Annotated in this window: 20 protein-coding genes and 2 pseudogenes; 8 read left to right on the plus strand and 14 right to left on the minus strand. The window is 40.4% G+C overall.

Annotated features, from left to right (window positions below):
* The first annotated feature begins 88 nt into the window (after nt 1-88).
* Together LDM93_RS10420 and LDM93_RS10425 are read left to right on the plus strand one after the other, a co-directional pair.
* On the plus strand, nt 89-904 hold the full coding sequence (locus tag LDM93_RS10420) for a hypothetical protein (protein WP_223892342.1): 816 nt from the start codon (nt 89-91) through the stop codon (nt 902-904).
* Nucleotides 905-970: 66 nt separating this feature from the next.
* A pseudogene (locus LDM93_RS10425) lies at nt 971-2,182 on the plus strand (IS256 family transposase).
* 45 nt (nt 2,183-2,227) lie between these two features.
* Here LDM93_RS10425 and LDM93_RS10430 read toward each other — a convergent pair.
* From LDM93_RS10430 to LDM93_RS10455, 6 genes are all read right to left on the minus strand, one after another.
* Entirely contained in the window at nt 2,228-2,617 is a 390-nt protein-coding gene (locus LDM93_RS10430) for a hypothetical protein (RefSeq protein ID WP_223892343.1), read from the minus strand.
* Nucleotides 2,614-5,742 (minus strand): efflux RND transporter permease subunit, encoded by a 3,129-nt coding sequence (locus LDM93_RS10435; RefSeq protein WP_223892344.1) that lies wholly within the window; start codon nt 5,740-5,742, stop codon nt 2,614-2,616. Before LDM93_RS10435 ends, LDM93_RS10430 begins: the two co-directional genes overlap by 4 nt.
* The gene (locus LDM93_RS10440; RefSeq protein WP_223892345.1) at nt 5,742-6,926 is read right to left on the minus strand and encodes an efflux RND transporter periplasmic adaptor subunit; all 1,185 of its coding nucleotides are present in this window, start codon (nt 6,924-6,926) and stop codon (nt 5,742-5,744) included. Before LDM93_RS10440 ends, LDM93_RS10435 begins: the two co-directional genes overlap by 1 nt.
* Nucleotides 6,926-8,119, minus strand: a complete 1,194-nt coding sequence (locus LDM93_RS10445; RefSeq protein WP_223892346.1) for a TolC family protein — start codon at nt 8,117-8,119, stop codon at nt 6,926-6,928. The genes LDM93_RS10440 and LDM93_RS10445 overlap by 1 nt, the downstream gene beginning before the upstream one ends.
* A 375-nt stretch (nt 8,120-8,494) precedes the next feature.
* On the minus strand, nt 8,495-9,460 hold the full coding sequence (locus LDM93_RS10450) for a cation diffusion facilitator family transporter (RefSeq protein WP_223892347.1): 966 nt from the start codon (nt 9,458-9,460) through the stop codon (nt 8,495-8,497).
* Nucleotides 9,461-9,534: 74 nt separating this feature from the next.
* Nucleotides 9,535-9,924: a hypothetical protein gene (locus tag LDM93_RS10455; protein WP_223892348.1), complete on the minus strand. Its 390-nt coding sequence runs from the start codon at nt 9,922-9,924 to the stop codon at nt 9,535-9,537.
* 412 nt (nt 9,925-10,336) lie between these two features.
* On the opposite strand from LDM93_RS10455, the gene LDM93_RS10460 reads away from it, so the two are divergent.
* Nucleotides 10,337-10,993: a class I SAM-dependent methyltransferase gene (locus LDM93_RS10460; protein WP_223892349.1), complete on the plus strand. Its 657-nt coding sequence runs from the start codon at nt 10,337-10,339 to the stop codon at nt 10,991-10,993.
* Nucleotides 10,994-11,093: 100 nt separating this feature from the next.
* Here LDM93_RS10460 and LDM93_RS10465 read toward each other — a convergent pair whose 3' ends face one another.
* From LDM93_RS10465 to LDM93_RS10485, 6 genes and pseudogenes are all read right to left on the minus strand, one after another.
* Nucleotides 11,094-11,777 (minus strand): copper resistance protein B, encoded by a 684-nt coding sequence (locus LDM93_RS10465; protein WP_223892350.1) that lies wholly within the window; start codon nt 11,775-11,777, stop codon nt 11,094-11,096.
* Nucleotides 11,778-11,787: 10 nt separating this feature from the next.
* On the minus strand, nt 11,788-13,518 hold the full coding sequence (locus LDM93_RS10470) for a copper resistance system multicopper oxidase (protein ID WP_223892351.1): 1,731 nt from the start codon (nt 13,516-13,518) through the stop codon (nt 11,788-11,790).
* Nucleotides 13,519-13,529: 11 nt separating this feature from the next.
* Nucleotides 13,530-13,736, minus strand: coding sequence for an SHOCT domain-containing protein (locus tag LDM93_RS10475; protein ID WP_223892352.1), 207 nt, complete (start codon nt 13,734-13,736; stop codon nt 13,530-13,532).
* Nucleotides 13,737-13,803: 67 nt separating this feature from the next.
* A complete protein-coding gene (locus LDM93_RS11410) occupies nt 13,804-13,989 on the minus strand; it encodes a DUF302 domain-containing protein (protein WP_374706131.1) in 186 nt (61 codons plus the stop codon).
* 8 nt (nt 13,990-13,997) lie between these two features.
* A pseudogene (locus LDM93_RS11415) lies at nt 13,998-14,265 on the minus strand (amino acid permease); the annotation flags it as partial.
* A gap of 25 nt (nt 14,266-14,290) precedes the next feature.
* The gene (locus LDM93_RS10485; RefSeq protein ID WP_223892354.1) at nt 14,291-14,701 is read right to left on the minus strand and encodes a DUF1104 domain-containing protein; all 411 of its coding nucleotides are present in this window, start codon (nt 14,699-14,701) and stop codon (nt 14,291-14,293) included.
* A gap of 250 nt (nt 14,702-14,951) precedes the next feature.
* Between LDM93_RS10485 and LDM93_RS10490 the strand changes: the two genes are divergently transcribed.
* The 5 genes from LDM93_RS10490 to LDM93_RS10510 all read left to right on the plus strand — a co-directional run bounded on the left by LDM93_RS10490 (nt 14,952) and on the right by LDM93_RS10510 (nt 16,882).
* On the plus strand, nt 14,952-15,119 hold the full coding sequence (locus tag LDM93_RS10490) for a hypothetical protein (RefSeq protein ID WP_223892355.1): 168 nt from the start codon (nt 14,952-14,954) through the stop codon (nt 15,117-15,119).
* 39 nt (nt 15,120-15,158) lie between these two features.
* On the plus strand, nt 15,159-15,401 hold the full coding sequence (locus tag LDM93_RS10495; protein WP_223892356.1) for a hypothetical protein: 243 nt from the start codon (nt 15,159-15,161) through the stop codon (nt 15,399-15,401).
* A 9-nt stretch (nt 15,402-15,410) separates the two neighbouring features.
* The gene (locus LDM93_RS10500; protein ID WP_223892357.1) at nt 15,411-15,683 is read left to right on the plus strand and encodes a hypothetical protein; all 273 of its coding nucleotides are present in this window, start codon (nt 15,411-15,413) and stop codon (nt 15,681-15,683) included.
* A complete protein-coding gene (locus LDM93_RS10505; RefSeq protein WP_223892358.1) occupies nt 15,677-16,117 on the plus strand; it encodes an ion channel in 441 nt (146 codons plus the stop codon). The genes LDM93_RS10500 and LDM93_RS10505 overlap by 7 nt, the downstream gene beginning before the upstream one ends.
* A 513-nt stretch (nt 16,118-16,630) precedes the next feature.
* The gene (locus tag LDM93_RS10510; RefSeq protein WP_223892359.1) at nt 16,631-16,882 is read left to right on the plus strand and encodes a DUF5676 family membrane protein; all 252 of its coding nucleotides are present in this window, start codon (nt 16,631-16,633) and stop codon (nt 16,880-16,882) included.
* A 549-nt stretch (nt 16,883-17,431) separates the two neighbouring features.
* On the opposite strand, the gene LDM93_RS10515 is transcribed toward LDM93_RS10510, so the two are convergent.
* Complete coding sequence (locus LDM93_RS10515; protein WP_223892360.1) at nt 17,432-19,414, minus strand: copper-translocating P-type ATPase; 1,983 nt, start codon at nt 19,412-19,414, stop codon at nt 17,432-17,434.
* The gene (locus tag LDM93_RS11420) at nt 19,411-19,518 is read right to left on the minus strand and encodes a heavy metal-binding domain-containing protein (protein ID WP_223892512.1); all 108 of its coding nucleotides are present in this window, start codon (nt 19,516-19,518) and stop codon (nt 19,411-19,413) included. Before LDM93_RS11420 ends, LDM93_RS10515 begins: the two co-directional genes overlap by 4 nt.
* Between the last annotated feature and the right edge of the window lie 177 nt (nt 19,519-19,695).

Genomic DNA, 19,695 nt, shown 5'->3' on the forward strand with positions numbered 1-19,695 from the left:
TAATTGATATATCTATAAGATTTCATGCATAAGTCATTTCTGATATACTCATGATATTGAAGTAGGAAGGCATAGTAAAGGGGAAAAGATGAGTAATGAAGAAAATAATGAATTGCCAGAAGGTGGAAAGGTTGCTAAGATATCCCGTGGAGCATTGCAAGCTGTTGGTGGAGCCATCCCCTTTGCTGGTGGTGTATTTTCAGCTATAGCAGGTGCTTGGTCAGAAAAAGAGCAAGAAAAAATAAATCGCTTTTTTGAACATTGGGTAAAAATGTTGCAAGATGAGCTAAAAGAAAAAGAAGAAACCATAGTAGAGATTATGGGTCGTCTTGATCTGCAAGATGATGCAATATCTGAGAGAGTCGAAAGTAAAGAATATCAATCATTAATCAAAAAAACGTTTAGGGAATGGTCTGGTGCTGAAAGTGAAGACAAGCGAATATATATTAGAAATATTCTTGCCAATGCAGCCGCCACACAAATTTCTAGTGACGATGTTGTACGCTTATATATTGATTGGATTAATCTGTATTCTGAAATGCATTTTCAAGTAATAGGAGCAATTTATAATAGCGATGGAATAACTCGTGGGGCCATATGGAGAAAAATTGGCAAAGGAGAAGTTCGAGAGGATTCAGCTGATGCAGACTTATATAAGTTACTTATTAGAGATTTAAGTACAGGTGGAATTATCAGACAGCACCGAGAAACAGATCGATTTGGGAACTTTATTTCAAAACCTCCAAGACGACGTCCAAAAGGTAGTGGCCCAAAACCACCAGTTTCAGCTTTCGATGAAGAGGAAGGTTATGATTTAACTGAACTCGGTAAGCAATTTGTTCATTATGCAATGACAGAATTGCCATTAAAAATTGAGTTTACTGCTGATAAAGAAGAGACTTGATAAATTATTACCTGGGAGTGTTAGAAATTTCGTGTCAGTCTGATAAAATACTATCAAGGACTGACAATGAAAGAAGAAATAGAGTTTGATTTTAATGAGATACTCGATGAATTTAGAAGTGGTAAAAAGCTTACAGGTAAAGGTGGTCTTTTAGCCCCGCTTATCAAACAACTCACAGAAGCTGCACTCGAAGCGGAAGCAGAATCCCATATCGCGGAGGATGTACTTTCTGGTAAAAAGAACCGACGTAACGGTTCCAATAAAAAAACCATCAAAGGCACCAGTGATGGTACATTTGAATTAGAAACTCCAAGAGACCGTAATGGTACCTTCGAACCTCAGATCGTTAAAAAACATCAAACTACTATTAGTAATGAAATAGAAGAGAAGATCATCTCTATGTAGGGCTTAGGCATGAGCTATAGAGATATCTCTTCTCATATTGAAGAGATCTATCAGGTATCTATTTCAACAGCCACAATAAGCCTAGTTACAGACAAGATCATATCCAAAGTCAAAGAGTGGCAGGCAAGACCATTGGAAGCTATGTATCCGCTTGATGCCATACACTACAAGATCAAAGAAGATGGCAGATATATCTCTAAAGCAGTCTATACCATTTTAGGTGTCAATTTAGAAGGCAGAAAAGAGGTATTGGGGCTTTATCTCTCTGAGAATGAGGGAGCCAACTTCTGGCTTCAGGTACTTACTGATCTACAGAACCGTGGGGTAGAAGATATATTGATCGCTTCAGTAGATGGATTAACGGGTTTCCCTCAAGCGATTAACAGTATCTTCCCTAAAACAGAAGTACAACTCTGTATCGTGCATCAGATAAGAAACTCACTTAAATATGTGGCTTCTAAAAATCAAAAAGAGTTTATGAAAGATCTCAAGATCGTTTATAAAGCCATCTCCAAAGAAGCAGCAGAACTCGAGCTTGATAGGCTAGAAGAAAAATGGGGAAATATGTATCCTATAGTCATACAGTCATGGAGAAGCAAATGGGAGAATCTCTCGTACTACTTCAAGTATCCAGCAGAGATCAGAAAGATCATCTATACTACCAACATCATAGAGTCAGTGCATCGCCAGTTCAGGAAACTGACTAAAACCAAGGGTGCATTTCCTAATGAAAACAGCTTGATGAAATTACTCTATATGGGTATCTTGAATGCATCTAAAAAATGGACTATGCCAGTTTGGAATTGGTCATTGACCATATCGCAACTGGCAATCTTCTTTGAAGGGAGATTAGACAAATATCTAGAGGTGTAACTTATGTTACTAATTGGGACTGACACGGAATTTTAAACGCTCTCACTACATACCCTTATCGCATTTTCCTGTTTCGCACTTCATAACAGAGGTTTCTTTTTTTGGTATCTGAAGGCTATTGTCAGAAGAACATTTTGTACTTAGTCTTCCAGTCTTCCTTACTCGAACACAAGCGTATAACTCTTTGGTTGTCATGGCTTTAAGTACACAGTCCCGCCTATTGTCATCTTCTGTGAGTTGGTTTAAAATATTCATTTTCTTTTTTACCAGTAGAGCAGAACCATCCACCATACTTGCTCCACATTTACCGGCACCACACTTCATGCCACCTTCAGTGAGCGATTTGGTTTTTTCTTTTTCATTACAGCCTGACAATAAAGTTATGGATGCAAGGGCAACAAAGAGTAGGGTTGTAGTTAATAATTTAGGGTTCATTTTCTATCCTTAAGTATTTTTTTGAGTTTATGTTTCTCATACATTTCAAAGAAGATAGGTATAAGAAGTAGGCTAAGTACAGCAGAGGTTACTACTCCACCAATCATTGGTGCAGCTATACGTTTCATTACTTCCGAACCTACACCAGAAGTCATCATTATAGGAAATAATCCTGCTAAAATGGCAAAAACAGTCATAAGTTTAGGTCTTACTCTTTGTACAGCACCTTCATAGATGGCAGCATCTAAATCTTTGAAATTAAATGCATCTCCTACTTTTTGACGCATTTCATCTACGCTTTCCTGTAGGTAGACTATCATCACGATGGCAGTCTCTGCAGCAATACCCAACAAGGCTAAGAATCCAACAATTACAGCGATACTCATGTTAAAGTCTAACATTTGTATATAGATAAGTCCTCCTATTAAGGCAAATGGCAGAGTGAAGAAAACGATAAGTGTAGGTACCATAGTTTTAAGTGCAAAATAGATGAGTACTAAGATAATTAAGAGTATTGTGGGGATGATCCATTTGATCTTTTTCATCGCTGATTCAAGATATTCTGACTGTCCTGCCCATTCAAAATAGTACCCTGCAGGCAGCTTTAGATCAGCCAATACTTTCATAGCTTCTTCTTTATAGGTGACAACACTCATCCCTTGTTGTGGGGTAATGTACACAAAGGTCACTGGTGTTGCCATCTCAGATTTGATGACTGAAGCACTCTCTCTGTATTCGACTTTTGCAAAAGTCGAAAGTGGTACAAACCCCAGTGCTGTCTTGACTTGAATGTTACGTATTGCATCTAGATTACGACGTTCTTCTTCTTCAAAACGCAGTGCAATAGGATAGCGTTCCAAGCCTTTATACATAGTAGTTATTTTTTTACCACCAATGGCAGCTGATGTATACTCTTCTATGAGCGATTTAGATATATTGTAACGCTGAAGGGCTTCTACATCAATATTGATATCTATAAAGAAACCTGCACTTGCTTGATCAGAGAAAACAGATTGGGTACTTTTCATATCACGTAGTTTACGCTCTATCTCTAGGGCTACTGATTGCAGTCCATCAGAATCTTTTCCAAAAAGTTTGATCCCTATAGGGGTACGGATACCTGAGAGAAGCATATCTATACGTCCACGGATAGGATAGGTCCACGAGTTGACCAACCCAGGTATCTGTAGTGCTTTTTCCATTTCTGCTAAGAGTTTTTCACGTGTCATACCTGGACGCCACTGATCTTTAGGCTTAAAGGTAATGATAGTCTCTAACATACCAAGTGGCGCTGGGTCAGTAGCAGAATCTGCACGGCCTCCTTTACCAAACACAGTGGCTACTTCAGGGAAACTTTTAATGATTGCATCTGTTTTTTGAGTCAGTGCTTTACTTTGATCGACAGAGATCCCATAGGGTGTCACTGGCATATACATCATAGTCTGTTCATCAAGCATTGGCATAAACTCCCAGTTTAACTTTTCATAAAGAGGTTCTGAAAAAGCGAGAAGCCCAATAGCTAGAGCGATAACCACATATTTGAGTTTTAATCCATAAATCAAAATAGGATGGTAAAGCCAAATAAAAAAACGGTTGAGTGGGTTTTTACTTTCAGGGATGATATGCCCTCTAACAAAAAACACCATCAATACTGGTACCAAGGTTACAGAGAGTAATGCACCTGCTGTCATCGCAAAAGTTTTTGTAAATGCCAATGGTGAAAAAAGTAATCCCTCTTGTCCGTTGAGTGCAAAGATAGGTAAAAATGATACCACAACCAAGGCTAAGGCGAAGAAAATAGGACGCCCGACAAGCTGTGAAGACTTGACGAGAATGGCGATACGTTCAGCATTGTTAAGTTTGGCACCTTTTTTTGTTTCTTCTTTATGGATAGATTTATGGGCATTCTCTATCATCACAATGGAAGCATCTACCATGGCACCGATGGCAATGGCTATCCCTCCCAAGCTCATAATATTAGAACCTATACCAAAAAGTTTCATCAGTAAAAATGGTAGAGCGATGGTAAGCGGTAGCACGATAAGCATAATGATTATTGAACGAAAGTGCATCAAAAACAGCCCAATGATGATCACAACAATGATACTCTCTTCAAGAAGAGTATGTTGTAGTGTTTCAACAGAAGCTTCTATAAGTTCAGAACGATCATAAGTAATCATGATATCTACATCTTCAACTTCAAGCTCTTTCATCTTTGTTTTAATACGGTTGATGGCAGAATAGACATCTTCACCATACCGTACCATAACTATACCGCCGACGACTTCTCCTTCGCCATTAAGATCTGCCATACCACGACGTGCTGCAGGGACCATCTCTACACGACCTACATCGCCTAGCGTAAGAGGTACACCATCTTTGGTAGTAATGACAAGTTTTTGGATCTCATCGAGATCTTTAATGTACCCTTTTGCCTGTACCATCCACTCAAATCCATTTTGAATGACAATACGCCCACCCGTATCATTATTGTTCTCTTTGAGTGTTCTTGCGATGTCTTTCACTGAAAGATTGTATTGGACCAATGCATCATTATTGACCGTTATTTGGTAGGTTGGAACAAAGCCACCAATGGTCGCAACATCACTGACACCATCGACACCCATAAGTGCGTACTTATAGTAGTAATCTTGCAAGGTTCTAAGTTCATCCAGTGTTTTTGTTTTAGAGGTAAGTGCATATTCATATGCCCAACCCACACCTGAAGCATCAGGTCCAAGTGTGACTTCCATGGTGTCCGGAAGCTGGCTCTGTATGGATGCGAGTTGTTCAAGTACGCGGCTTCTTGCCCAGTAAAGGTCTGTATCTTCTTTGAAAATGATGTATATAAGAGCATTTTCATAGGTAGAAAAACCACGAACCGTTTCAATGTTGGAAATGGCAAGAAACTGTGAGACCAAAGGATAGGTTCCCTGGTCTTCTATAATTTCAGGGCTTTGTCCTTTCCATGTTACCTGCACGATGACCTGTGGAGGGGAGAGGTCAGGTAGTGCATCTAACGGCGTGTTTTTCATAGCCCAGACAGAACCGAGGATGAGAAAGAGTGTTGCCATTAAGACTAGAAATCGGTTTTTTACACTAAAGGATATAAGTTTTTCTATCATCAATATATCCCGTTTATTTGTGCATCAGAATCCATCATGAAGAGAGCATTGTTCACAAGTGTTTCACCTGCATGTAAACCTTTGGTAACTTCAAAATATTTGTTATCCAATGGTTTAACATTAATGATGACTGGTTCATATTCACCTTTGAATTCTGTCGCAAGAAATGCATACCATATACCATTTTTACGCATAGCTGCTGTACGTGGGATAAGCAAACGTTTTTTTGATTTTGCAGTAGCATGCACCTTTGCATACATGCCGGGTCTTAAACTCTCTTGTGAATCATTGTTTAAAACAAGACGCAGTGTTGCTGTGGCTTCTTTAGTGTCAAGCATAGGATAGAGTAGTGATTTGTGTGCTTTGAATGTTTTTTCCACACCTTTGGGCTTTACCATGAAATTCTCTAGCATCGGTAGCATTTTTAGTTCTTCTTGAAAGAGTTTCACTTCCATCCATACTTTTTCTAGATTTACAATCTTAAAGAGTCTTTTTTTTGATGTAAACGATGCACCTTGATTGATATTTTTTTCAAAGATCCAACCAGAAATAGGTGCATAGACAGTTGTATATATATCTGCATATTTATCCGTTTCTATACATTTAATCTCTTTTTCATCTACACCGAGGAGTTTAAGTTTTATTTTTGCACTTTCAAGCATTTCAGGCATGGAGGTCTTTTTATTGTAATTGATAGAATTTAAGTAGTCTTGTTTTGCTTTGTATACTTCTGGTGAATAGACTTTTGCCAGCGCATCACCCTTTTTTACTTTTTTATAAAGCGTATCAGCGTAAAGCTCTTCTACAAAACCATTGTACCAAGTAAGTACATCTACCATAGCTGAATCTTCTGCAACGATATAGCCATAGTTGACTTTTTCTTTAGCAGTACTAAGCTCTTTGACTACGACAGTTTTGACATTGAAAAGTTGTTTTACTGTTGATTTTGTTGGCGCGATTTCTTTCTTTGGAATAACTTTTGATTTATTGGCATCTCCGGAAGAACATTTTCCTGTTTCGCATTTCATAGCAGAAGTCTTAATCTCTTTTTTGGGTACGTTTTTTGTAACAGCACTTTCCTCTGTTACGTTTACCTGCTTCACAGTCTTCATGGTACTTTCTGCCAAAAGTGTAGAGCTTAATATGAAAGCCGATGCGACTAAAAGAGTGATGTTTTTTAACATTATAATTCTCCTATGAGTGATTTTAATTTTGCTTGTGTTCTAAAGTATTCCGCTTTTATAGAAATACTTTCTTCTTCTAAGTCTAGTTTTTGTTCAAGAAGGTTTGTATAGGCGAAGAGATCTCCACCTTGTTGTATACTTGCTTGTGTAAGTTCAAACATGTGTTCGAGTTGAGGCAAAGTTTCATGGTTTAAAATGTTATAGATAGTATGTGCTTCGATGAGTTTTGCATACATAGTTTCAATGTCACTTTCTAATGATGACTGATAGTCCAAAGAGGCACTGGCAGCAGCTAGGACTTCTTTACGGGCAGCTTCAGTTTTTAATTTTTCACTACCATAAAGCGGGATAGTGGCACCTATCGTAATGCTTGCAAAGTCATTAAAGTCATTACGACTAAAATATCCCACTTTTACATAAGGATCAGGCATTGTATCGAGAGATTGTATCTCTCTGTTCGCATCAGCAACACTTTTTTGAGAAAGACTCATATGGTAGACTGGATTGTTTTCAAGTTTAGCAAGGTAATAGTGTAAACTTTTAGGCTTTTTCATGGTTAGTGTAGTTGAGATTGAATTTATGTTAGCGTTCACCAAGTACTTGAGTTTTGCTTTTTGAGTTTTAAGCATCGCCTTATAGTTGGCAGCTTTTATTTTGACTTTGGTCAGAAGTAAACTGGCATTCATACTATTGGTATGGCTCTTACTTTCTGTTGAAGCATATGAAGTGTAAAGTTTGATGTTCTGTTGTGATACTTCAATATATTTTTTTACTATATCGATACGTGCTTCTATCTCTTTTATAGTATATACAGTCATTCGTATCTCTTCGGCAAGTTTAACCTTAGCTGCATCATAGGAATTAAGGATAACGTTTTTTTGAGCTTCTGTATATGTTTTACGTGCATCTAACTTACCAAACCAAGGGAATTTTTGTTTAAAATTGATGGCTTGATACTGCATGGGTTCAAGGTCTCTACTGAAAGGATCTCCAAGTTGTATGTCATTAATGGTAAAGGATAGATCCGGATTTGAAAAGTTCTGAGACAGTGCAATTTTCTCATCCATGGCAGAAAGGCGATGTTCAATAGCTTGCAGGGATGGATGTGCTTCTATCGCATTATTAATAAGTTGCTGTATACTTTGTGCATGCACTATACCTATAGATAGTATAGTTAAGAGTATGATATGCATGAGTCTCTCCTAAGTTATAAATTATAGATATTTTATTTAAAAAGTGTGTACAAAGTGTGCACATCATATTTTAGTTTATTTCATGTTTTATATGTAAAAGATAAGCTTTTTACTAGAGATTATACATTACGTATATAGGAGCTTTGTAGAGATGTTTTTAAAAAAATATTCAAAAAATTATAATAAAGAGCCACTTGTAAATTCAACTCAAAAAAGTAGCCAATTATAGTTTGATTATGTTAGCGGATTGTATGGTAGCTTTGTTTGTTTCGGTCGTCACCTCATTTTTATGACTGACGTCCCCATGTGTCTACACCAGAGTAGGAGACAAAGCCAAGATAGCGATCTCAATATATTTGTTTGAGGTTATTGTTCTCATGTTTTATTCTTTGTGTTTTGTACATGATTACTGTAGGATGAGTATACATTGACGGCTATATCAGATGCCTCTTTGTCGTCCAAACACTCTGTTTCAATCTGTATCGTAGAAAAATAGACTGAAAAATCTTTTTTCAACAAATTATGGATTTCTTTAAGTACCTCTTTTTGATCTGTTGTGTCTTTGACAAGCACATGCATTGATACAATATTTTTTCCGCTGGTTAAAGCCCAAACATGTGTGTGGTGTACATTCTCAACTGTATTAAATTTTTCTATGCTTTTTACCATTTTAGCCAGATTAAAATCTTCAGGAACAGTTTGCAGAAGAATATTTGTTGCTTCACGTATGATGCCCCATGAAGCCCAGAATAAAACTACTCCAAACAGCATTCCTAAAATCGGATCGATCTGATAAAAACCTGTGAATTTGATGACAAGAGCCGCAATAATAATAATGAAGCTACCTACAAAAGTTTGTATGATGTGCCAGATCGCTCCTTTCATATTAAGATTGTTCTTTTGTTTTCCAAATAACAGCCATAATGCATAAATCTCAGTCGCAAGCCCACCGGCTGCAGCCCATAGCATAGGTCCGGTAGGGATTTCGATCGGAGCACGAAGACGTTGGTATCCCATCCAAAAAACATAGAGTGCCATAAGAAGTAAAAAGAGTCCGTTAAAGAGTGCACCGATGATTTCAGCACGGATCAAACCAAAAGTTGCATATTGAGAAGCTGGTCGAGTGGAGTAGTACCCTGCCGTCAGGGCAATCAAAACACCGCCAACAGCTGAGAAGGTATGAAAAGCATCTGAAATGACCGCTACTGAACCGCTCCAGTATCCTATGCTAATTTCAATGATAAAATATATACCGGTCAGCCATCCGGTTATTTTTAAGGCGCGTGCATCACCTGTAGGCATGCCGTGACTGAAATGTGCACTTTTCATTTCATTGTTCATCTTTTGTTCCTTTTTGTTTTATATTAAATTGAACAGAACGATGTCAGGACAATTATTACTGAACAAGTAAATTACTAGTCACGTGGTCGTGTAAATGTAAATTCGGCAATAGATTTTACTCCATTTTCTGCACGTCGTATTTCGACTTTTATTATATATGGTGTTACTTCGGATAACGTAAAGTAATTGCCGTAACTTATCAGGTCACCGTACATAGATTCAAGCTTCTTGCTTAGACCTTTCATTCCTAAAGGTATTACGGTAGCCTTTATTTTGGCATCGGTAATGCGTTCTCCTGATTTGTTATCAAAAAGAGCAACAAGTATATGATAGGTATGTTTTCCATGTATCATATCTGTGGTGCGGTGCATATTTCCATGACCAACTATAAGTTGTGCCGGGATGACACCAAAGTAAACACTCAGCCCATCAACCTTCTGATGACGTTCCGCATGCTCGGCCATTACTGAAGTCGTGGCAACCATTATGAATAAGAAAATAAATATTTTTTTATACAACATTGCTGTCCTTTCTTTTTGTTGTCCTTTTCCCAGAGTACCACTCTTTTAAATAGGAGAAATACGATTGATAGATTTCTCTATTTACGGTATTCAAGCTATTTTTATTTTATACATATGGTGTGTAAAGTATGTGCAGAAGTTTCTGAATAGGATTTTTATAGGTGCCAATATATAATTTTATAAGGTTTTGAAAATAGAAATGGTATGATAAATAATCAAAGGCAAGCAGAGAAAATAAACAATGCCCATCAGTATAATAAAGAGTAGATTTGAAAGAGAGTATGGTTTGTTTAGCATTAGCCATATAAAATTGATGGATATTAAATGGTACACTATTCAATGCATGGAGGTAATCATGGCTTTTAGTAAGATAGAACTTGTCAATTTGTATAATAAAAGAGCACAATATTACGACTTTACTGCAAACCTGTATTATCTCATTGGATACAGAGAATATTATTATAGAAAGAAAACTATAGAAGCTCTTAATCTCAAAGAAGGCGATACTGTATTGGAAATAGCATGCGGAACAGGTCTGAACTTTTCTTTACTCCATGATGCAGTAGGACCAAGCGGTAAAATTATCGGTCTTGACGTCACAGACAAAATGCTTGAGCAGGCTCAAAAACGCATTGAGTCAAAGAACTGGAAGAATGTAGAACTCATAAATGCCGATGCGACCCAATTTAAATTCCCGAAAGGTTTAAATGGTGTATTCTCGACATTTGCCATAACACTAATTCCCGAATATGAACAGGTAATTAAAAAAGGAAGTGAATCACTTGTATCAGGGGGTCGGTTTGCAATCCTTGACTTTAAAAAACCAGAAAATCGTCCAATGTGGATTATAAAACTACTAGCCCGCGCAATGAGACCGTTTGGTGTGACTCTTGATCTTGCAGACCGACATCCGTGGGAAGCTATCGAAAAGTATTTTCAGATAAACTATTTTCAAGAGTTCTACTTTGGTTTCAGTTATCTCTCCGTCGGTGAAGCGAGAAAAGGTAGTTAGCAACGGAATAATAATTGAGTATTTGAGAAGCAACATACTATGGAGATAGGAGAACCAATGGACTAATCAAAGTTTTCTTTGTCCATTGTCCTCATTTAGATTAAAACCAAAACCTCACACCCACCATTAAACTGGTTTCATCTATAGGATTGTATTCGCGGGTATTTCCAAATGTCTTTTCCCAGGTGACACCGATATAGGGTGCAAATTCACGTATAAATTCATAGCGTAACCGTAATCCTGCTTCTATGTTGGAGAGTCCGGAACCAATGTGCAAATCCGGATCGTCTTTTGTGTAGAGATCTGCTTCGAGTGATGGTGTGAGTATCAGTTTCTGTGTCAGCAGTGCTTCATACTCTGCATCTAAACGTAAACCGATATTCCCATCTCCATTGACAAGCAGAGCTGCTCTTGTCTCAAAGTAGTAAGGTGCCAAACCTGAAATCGCGATCTCTCCCCATGTTTTGGATGCATCATCATTTTTGTCATAGGCCAACCCTATCTGTACATCCCAAAACGGTGCTACAGCCCTGGAATAGACCAGTTCATTTTGGCTTGACTCCAAGCCGTCAGAAGTCGCTTCCCCTTCACTGTAGATGTAGAGTTTATTGATATCGTAGCCTATCCAAAAGCTGCCTTCCCACACTCTGGTATTTTCATCATTGTCCAGTACTTCAAATCGATCCATAAGGAACATGGTGACCAATGGGTCATCCTCCATACTTGCCTGTGCAGTTTGCCCCAGGGCGATCATAGCCATCAAATTTAATACTATTTTTTTCATCACTGTTCCTTTATACCACTACCACTTTTCTAAACATACCGGCCATATGATAAAGCATATGACAGTGGTATGCCCATGCATCTCTGGCATCAACGGTCACCCTGTAACTTATCTTGGCACCCGGCTGTACAACGACTGTATGTTTTCTTACCAAATGGTTATCGTCACCCGTTTCCAGGTCACTCCACATGCCATGCAGATGCATGGGGTGGTTCATCATGGTATCGTTAATAAATGTAATGCGTATACGTTCACCATAGTAGAATGCCAAAGGTTTGGAGTCGGCATACTTAATACCATTGATTGACCACATATAACGTTCCATATTGCCTGTGAGGTGTAAAATGATCTCTCTGTCGGGTTTTTTGGCTTTACGCGTGGAGTATCTGTTCTTCAGATCTGCATAGGTCAGTACTTTTCGGCCATTATTTCTCAGCCCTACTCCGGGATCGTCCAGTCTGTATTTGGGTGCTACAGCCTTCATGGTCGTTTGTAATCCGCGTTCCATAGGCAGTTGAGTGATAGGATACCTCTGTGACCCCATCTTTGTATATTTGTCTTTTTCCAAGTCTTTTTTAGAAGACATCATACCTGAACCGCATTTCATGCCTTCTCCGTGATCCATTTGGCCCATATCCATTCCCATATCGGTGTGGGTGAGAACAGGTCGGGGATCCATGGCAGGTGCCTTTGCCAACATAGAAGTTTTCGGTGTGAGTGACCCCATGGCATACCCTGAACGGTCGATACTCTGTGCAAATAGGGCATAGGCTTTATGCTCATCAGGCTCTACTATGACATCATAGGTTTCTGCTACCCCGATACGAAACTCATCGATGCTTACAGGTTTGACATGATTGCCATCTGCAGCTACTACGGTCATTTTGAGTCCGGGTATACGTACATCAAAGAATGTCATGGCCGATGCATTGACAAAACGCAGACGTATCTTTTCCCCTTTGTTAAAAAGTGCTTTAAATTGGGTTGCAGGATTTTTTCCATTCATCAAAAACGTATAGGTATATCCTGTGACATCAGAGAGGTCCCGGTCATTCATACGCATCTCATTCCACATTTTTCGGTCAGAAAACGCATTTGAAAAGCCTTTTTCTTTCACTTCATCCAGAAAAGTACCTACCGTCCTTCGAGAAAAGTTATAGTAGTGGCTCATTTGTTTGAGTTTTTTATAGATCGTTTCCGGTTTTTCATCACTCCAGTCAGAAAGCAGTACAACATAGTCTTTGTCATAGGCAAACGGCTCTCTTTTCCGTGGCTTGATGACGATGGTGCCATACATCCCTGTTTGCTCTTGAAATTCTGAGTGACTGTGATACCAGTAGGTTCCGTGCTGCTGTACTTTAAAGGTATAGGTAAACGTCTCTCCCGGAGCAATACCGTCATAACTGATCTCGGGAACACCATCCATACCGGCAGGCAAAATGATGCCGTGCCAGTGAATAGAAGAGCTTTTTTTTAAATGATTGGTCACATGCAGTGTGACAGTTTCACCTTCTTTCCAAACCAGGGTGGGACCCGGTATCTGTCCATTGATGGTAGTGGCTACAGCGCTTGCGCCTGTGAAGTTCACCGGGGTATAGTCGATGTCCAGAAAAAATTCATTTCCCGTAAGGATATTACGGTTATTTATATTTTTTCGTGTAGGTCTAGCGTCGATGCTTGTAGTTGTCATTCCCATAATGGAAGCAACCGCTATTCCTTTGACAAATGTTCTTCTTTGCATGTTAATCCCTTTTATTCGTGCTCACTTAAATGCCTTGATTTCTCTTCATATTCTTCTTTGCTGATGTCGCCATTGGCATAGCGTTTATCTAAAATATCTTGTGCAGATGATTTTTTATCTTTTTTCTTATCTTGTAAAAAATAGAAAATAATACCTATGATTAAGAGTGGAACTAACCACCCAAAGCCCATACCCCAACCGTGATTAAAATAATTCATTTTAGATCCTTTCTAAATTGTTTTCTTATTTTAGTGTACCAGCAAAGTGTGCATAAAGTGTGCAAGTCTATGTATCCCAACTGCGCATCACTCGTTTTAGATTTTCAAAGTGTATAATCATGTATGTTTTAAACTCTTCCTTTGTTTCAACAGCATTAATAATTTCTTCCACTCCAATAGTTGACAATGCTGTCATGCCATTATTTTCATACACAGATATCCTACAGGGAAGATAGACAGAAATTTCCGGCAGTTTCGTAAGGCTTTTTGAAGAAACATAGCAATGCCCCCTTGCGGAAGGATAAGCATTAGACATTTTTATGTATGAATAGGCACTGAAAGCGGTGACCACTGCGACTGCAAGAAAAACAAGAGGAAAGAATGGGCCTGCAAGTTCGGCAATTTGCCCCGTAAGAGCCAGGATACCAGCACCGATCATCACACCAGTACCCATTGATACAGCCCAAACAAGTGTCATGCTGTTTTCTTTATATTTGGTTGATCTATCGTGTTGGGAATGATCTTTCATGCTACTCTCTGTTTAATGATTGAACTTAATTGTTCATCATACCTTTGCCTTTATTCATCATCATGTTTTGATCTTGCTTAGTCTTCATACCTTGACCTTGATTCATGCCCTGACCCTGACTCATCATGCCTTTACTCTGGTCGTTCATCATACCTTTGCCTTGGTTGCCCGTCATTCCTTGATTATTCTTTTTGTTTTTACTTTTTTTCATATATTTTTGGCGCTCTTGAGGTGTCATGGATTGCATCCGTTTTTGCATCTCTTTTCTGAAATCTTCTTGTTGTTCCATGGGTACATTGCCTCGCATACTCATCATCTTTTCAGTATCCATATGCGTAAAGTCTGTTGCGTAAAGCGAAGCCATCATCGCCGCTATTGTTAATATATATTTCATCATTTTTTCCTTTTCATGTAAATTCATATCTTTATTAAACAAGTTTAAATCCTGTCAACATATTTCCGTTTGTCATAGTCTTTCAAACTCCTTTCTTAGTTATTTTATTTTTTTAGCAATGTTATTGATTTTTCTATCCAAACGAGCATGGTATATTCTTCTTTAGCAGTATTTCTAATGTCTTCTCTAATAAGAAAATTTTGTTCCATGATGTATCATTTATCTTCACATTGTATGATTCAAGTGTGTATTCTTTGTGCAAATTCAACAGTAGATTTAGAAAGTGTCTGGTATGGAAAAACACCTTATGAGGTGTTTGAAGAACTTTCAGGATTGGATGCTAGAATTGTGGTTCAGGGTATTCCCTTGGAAAGCGAATTCAGGTATTGCGAATATTTTGCACAACAATCGATTACTACTCGGCCGTATGATCTATTTTGACGATGTACAGACGATATAATGAAGTGATTCAATTCGCCGCCAAAAATGGAGATAATCATTGGAACAATATAAACCAAACAGTTTGACGCCCATTGGCGCTGTTGCAATGGGCACCTGGGAGATGAGCGGTGCCGTCATCTTTGCGTTGACCGGACAAGTGGCCGAACTGGCCAGTGACCTGTTTTCCGTCGCCTTTCTGGTGGCGGCGATAATTGTCGCTTTCTGCGCCTACTCCTACATTAAAATGTCTAATGCCTATCCCTCGTCCGACGGCATTGTCATGTATCTGGGAAAAGCGTAAGGATCCGGGATGATCACCGTTTTCTTTGCCTTGCTCATGTATTTTTACATGGTCATCAATCAAAGCCTGGTGGCGAGGACATTTGACGCCTATACCTTGCAACTGTTCGATGTCGAGCCGGTCAGCCTGTTGGTACCACTGTTGGTCGTTGCGCTGCTAAGGTTCGTCTTTGTGGTGAGCATCGCCGGCAATCGTCTGATCGGGACATTTTCCCTGGTGATGGTGGTGATCAAAATCGGTGCGGGCGCATTAAGGCAAACCGAAGGGTCCTGTGCATGCTGATTACACTAAGTGTTACATTGGTACTGGTTATTCTATGTGTTATCCTGCACTATGAGGCCATGCGGATCATGCAACGGGCAGGTAACTGGTTACATGGAAACAATGCCTGGCATCGCTGGCATTTATCGATCCTGGTATGCGGTTTGCTACTTGCCCACGTGCTTGAGGTGATGCTGTTCGGTTTGACCTATTGTGGGTTAATTAACGGCAACACTTACGGCGCGATTGTTGGCAGCCAGTCCCCCGGCCTTGCTGAATGCACCTACTTCTCGTTCGCTAATTACACCTCGCTGGGTTATGGTGATCTGGTGCCGTCTGGACCGTTGCGTTTTATGGCTGGTATGGAGGCACTCACTGGTCTGGTATTGATTACCTGGACGGCATCCTTTATGTATTTGCAGATGCGGCGCATCTGGGAACGCGACACACCCTGATCATGTAATACCCATCACAAGAGCAGATAAAGATTGCGAATTTTCGATGCATTCATCATTCCTATCGGTCATGATAATCGCAGTCAGCACAATAAGGGGTCATAAATTCTGTTACAGAATAGGGGGTAACATAGATCGCGTTATCCGCCTAACATTGGTCATCGCTATTACCGCACTGTATTTCAGCGGAACAATATCCGGTGCCACGGCTATTGTCCTTGGCATGATCGCCACCGTCTTGCTGATCCACCTGGCAAATTATCTCTCTACCTAGAGGTAAAGATCTGTATCAAGTTTTATTCAAAATCTTTAGAAAAGAGCCTCTTAAATTGTCTTGACCAAATTATTATTAATATTAATATTTTTAGAAAGTATAAAAGTATATTAAATTATTATATTTATTGTATACTTATAATATGAGATCAACTAAAGTAGAAGCTTTACATTATGTTCTGCTCATAAATAACTATTTTTCTTTAGTTATGGTTTCTACATTTAAATTTGGAGGAAGTCATGAATATTAATGCGAAAAAAATAGGAGTTTCTAGTGCTATTTCTTTTGGGATACTTTGGATTATCTGTAGTGCTTTAGTGCATTTTTTTCCAGATCCTACGATGATGATTACTGAGTATATGCTGCATGCTGATTTAAGCGAGATTGTGTGGACGCTGACCTTTTCGAGTTTTTCAATTGGATTATTAGCTTGGTCTACTTTAGCAGGTATAAGTGCTTGGCTGATAGCCTCTATATACAACAGGTTGTAATGCCCTTATTGTAAGCTGTTTCTCTACCCAAGGCATAATAAAGATGTAGCAGTCTCAATTGGCGTACTTTCTCAGCCTCTACATATGTTGGATAACATACAAAAATATTGTGAGGCTGGACGGGTAGAGTAGTAACCTGCCACTTTATGCTAAAATGGTCTTACAGAAAATATCTCTTAAAGAGTGGCCAGATAATCTCCGCGTTTTCTGGCTGGTTTGAACGCTATACGAAGCTTCATGATATAGCTATGCATAAAGTCGTACAAGCTATGGACAAACTCAACAGTAGACCTAGAAAGTGTCTGGGATAGAAAACACCTCATGAGGTGCTTGAAGAACTTTCAGATTGTATGTATGTGTGGCTATTTATTGGACAGGTTCATGAGGGAAACGACTAGCAGAAGTGATGCCAGAACACCGATCAATGCACAAAGCCACATTCTTTTGCCTATCCAACCGTAAGTTTGATCCATTATAACGCTCTTCTTATATTGTGTTTCGGCCGGCCCGATCTGGGGCAATCAACATCGATTCCATCCTACTCTTTTGTCACCGTTTAATTTTCAGCAATCGAGCATTAATAGCAACGATTACCGTACTTGCGGCCATCAATACCGCACCTATTGCAGGAGAGAGAAGTACACCCCATGAGTACAACACGCCTGCTGCTAGAGGAATGGCGACAGCGTTGTATCCCGTGGCCCAGATCAAGTTTTGGATCATTTTTTGATATGTGGCGCGGGAAAGCTGCACGATAGCTACAACATCCAGTGGATTGCTCCGTACCAGTATCACATCGGCGGTTTCTACCGCCACATCAGAACCTGCACCGATAGCGATTCCTACATCAGCCTGAGCCAGCGCAGGAGCGTCGTTTACACCGTCACCAGTCATGGCTACCAGTACCCCTCGGGCCTGGACCTCTTTCACTTTTTCGGCCTTGTCCTGTGGCAGGACTTCGGCGAAATATTCATCTAGCCCGATCTGCTCCGAGACCCACTGGGCCGTCGCCTTGTTATCGCCTGTGAGCATCATGCAGCGTATGTTCAGTGCCTTTAGCGCATTGATCGCCTGTTTCGCTTCGGGCCGTACGATATCGGCAAGGGCAATCGCGCCTTTCAACTGTTCGTCGACTAGGACGAAGACGACTGTTTTCCCCTGAGCTTGCAGAGGCTCAATATGCTGCTCATCAAGTTCGATATTCTGTTCACGCAGGTAGCCGGGACTAACCACCTTGATCTCCTTACCCTCGACCCTGCCTTGCGCACCTTTTCCAGGGATACTTTTAAAGTTTTCGACCGGCAGTTTCTTTTCAGCGGAAGCGGCAATAGCCTTGGCAATAGGATGTTCGGAATTCGCATCCACAGCAGCGGCGTATCGGTGCAATGTCTCTTCATCAATGTCCTGTGCAAGCATCAGTGTATCTGTCACGCCAAAGCGCCCCTCTGTCAGCGTACCGGTCTTGTCAAAAATGACAGCTTGCAGTTTCCGCGCGCTTTCGAAAGCAGTACGATTACGGATCAAGAGGCCATTGCCTGCGGCCAATGCCGTAGATACGGCCACCACCAGCGGCACAGCCAGACCGAGGGCATGCGGGCAGCTAATGACCATGACAGTGACGCTACGTTCGATAGCAAAGGCAAATTCCTTGCCCATAAAACCCAGCCAGATGAAAAAGGTGACGGCACCACCACCCAGAGCAATGATTGTGAGCCACACCGCCGCAGTGTTGGCCAGATTCTGGGTCTTTGACTTGCTTTGCTGAGCTTGCTTGACCAGGTCGATGACCTGTGACAGAAACGAGTCCTTTCCTGTGCCTTTGACCTCGATGGTCAACGAGCCTTCACCGTTGATTGCGCCGCCAATGACCTCGGCACCACTTATTTTAGTGACAGGAGTAGACTCGCCGGTAAGCATCGCCTCATTGACCGAGCTTTCGCCCTTCACGATGATACCGTCGGCGGGGATCTTCTCACCGGGTTTGATCAGCACCCTATCGCCCACTGCTAGTTCGCCAAGAGGAACGTCCTTTACGCTGCCGTCAGGCATTAGTTTATGGGCATCGGAAGGCATGAGTTTGGCTAGGGCCTCCAGGGCCTTTGAGGCACCCATCACCGACTTCATCTCGATCCAGTGGCCCAGCAGCATAATGTCAACAAGTGTCGCCAGTTCCCAGAAAAACATTTTGCCGGTCAGTCCAAACACGACTGCGCTGCTGTAGAGGTAGGCAGTGGTAATGGCAACGGCAACCAATGTCATCATGCCAGGCTGCAAGGATTTGAGCTCATTGAACAAACCTTTAAGGAATGGCCAGCCGCCGTACCAAAAGACTGCCGATGATAGCCCAAATAGAAGATAGAGGTCGCCGGAGAAAGAGATGGTTTCGCGCAGACCGACCAGATTTTGCAGCAGTGGCGAAAGAACGAGAATCGGTAGGGTCAGGACCAGCGAGATCCAGAAACGCTTGCGGAAATCCGCCGCCATGTGGCTATGATGATCATGGTGCTCTGAATGGTCAGTATTGTGTTTCATGATGGGTAATCTCCTCTCTTCGTTATGCTGCACTTGGTGCATATTCCCGGATGATCCTGATGTGTCTCGGGATGTAAGGGACAGACGTAAAAGTCCTGGCCGATATCACACTTGTCATAATCTTGTTAAATCAAAGTCTCACACAAATTATGAGATTGTTTTCATTAACCCTTTCTATTACACTAGTTTAATATCAAAGTGTGCAAATAGCGTGTACGCGATGCACACTATTTGCACACTTTAGTATTATTATTAATCATCTCAAATACATAGAGGAGCTA

It is taken from the genome of Sulfurovum sp. TSL6 (genome assembly GCF_019972115.1).
GTDB lineage: Bacteria > Campylobacterota > Campylobacteria > Campylobacterales > Sulfurovaceae > Sulfurovum.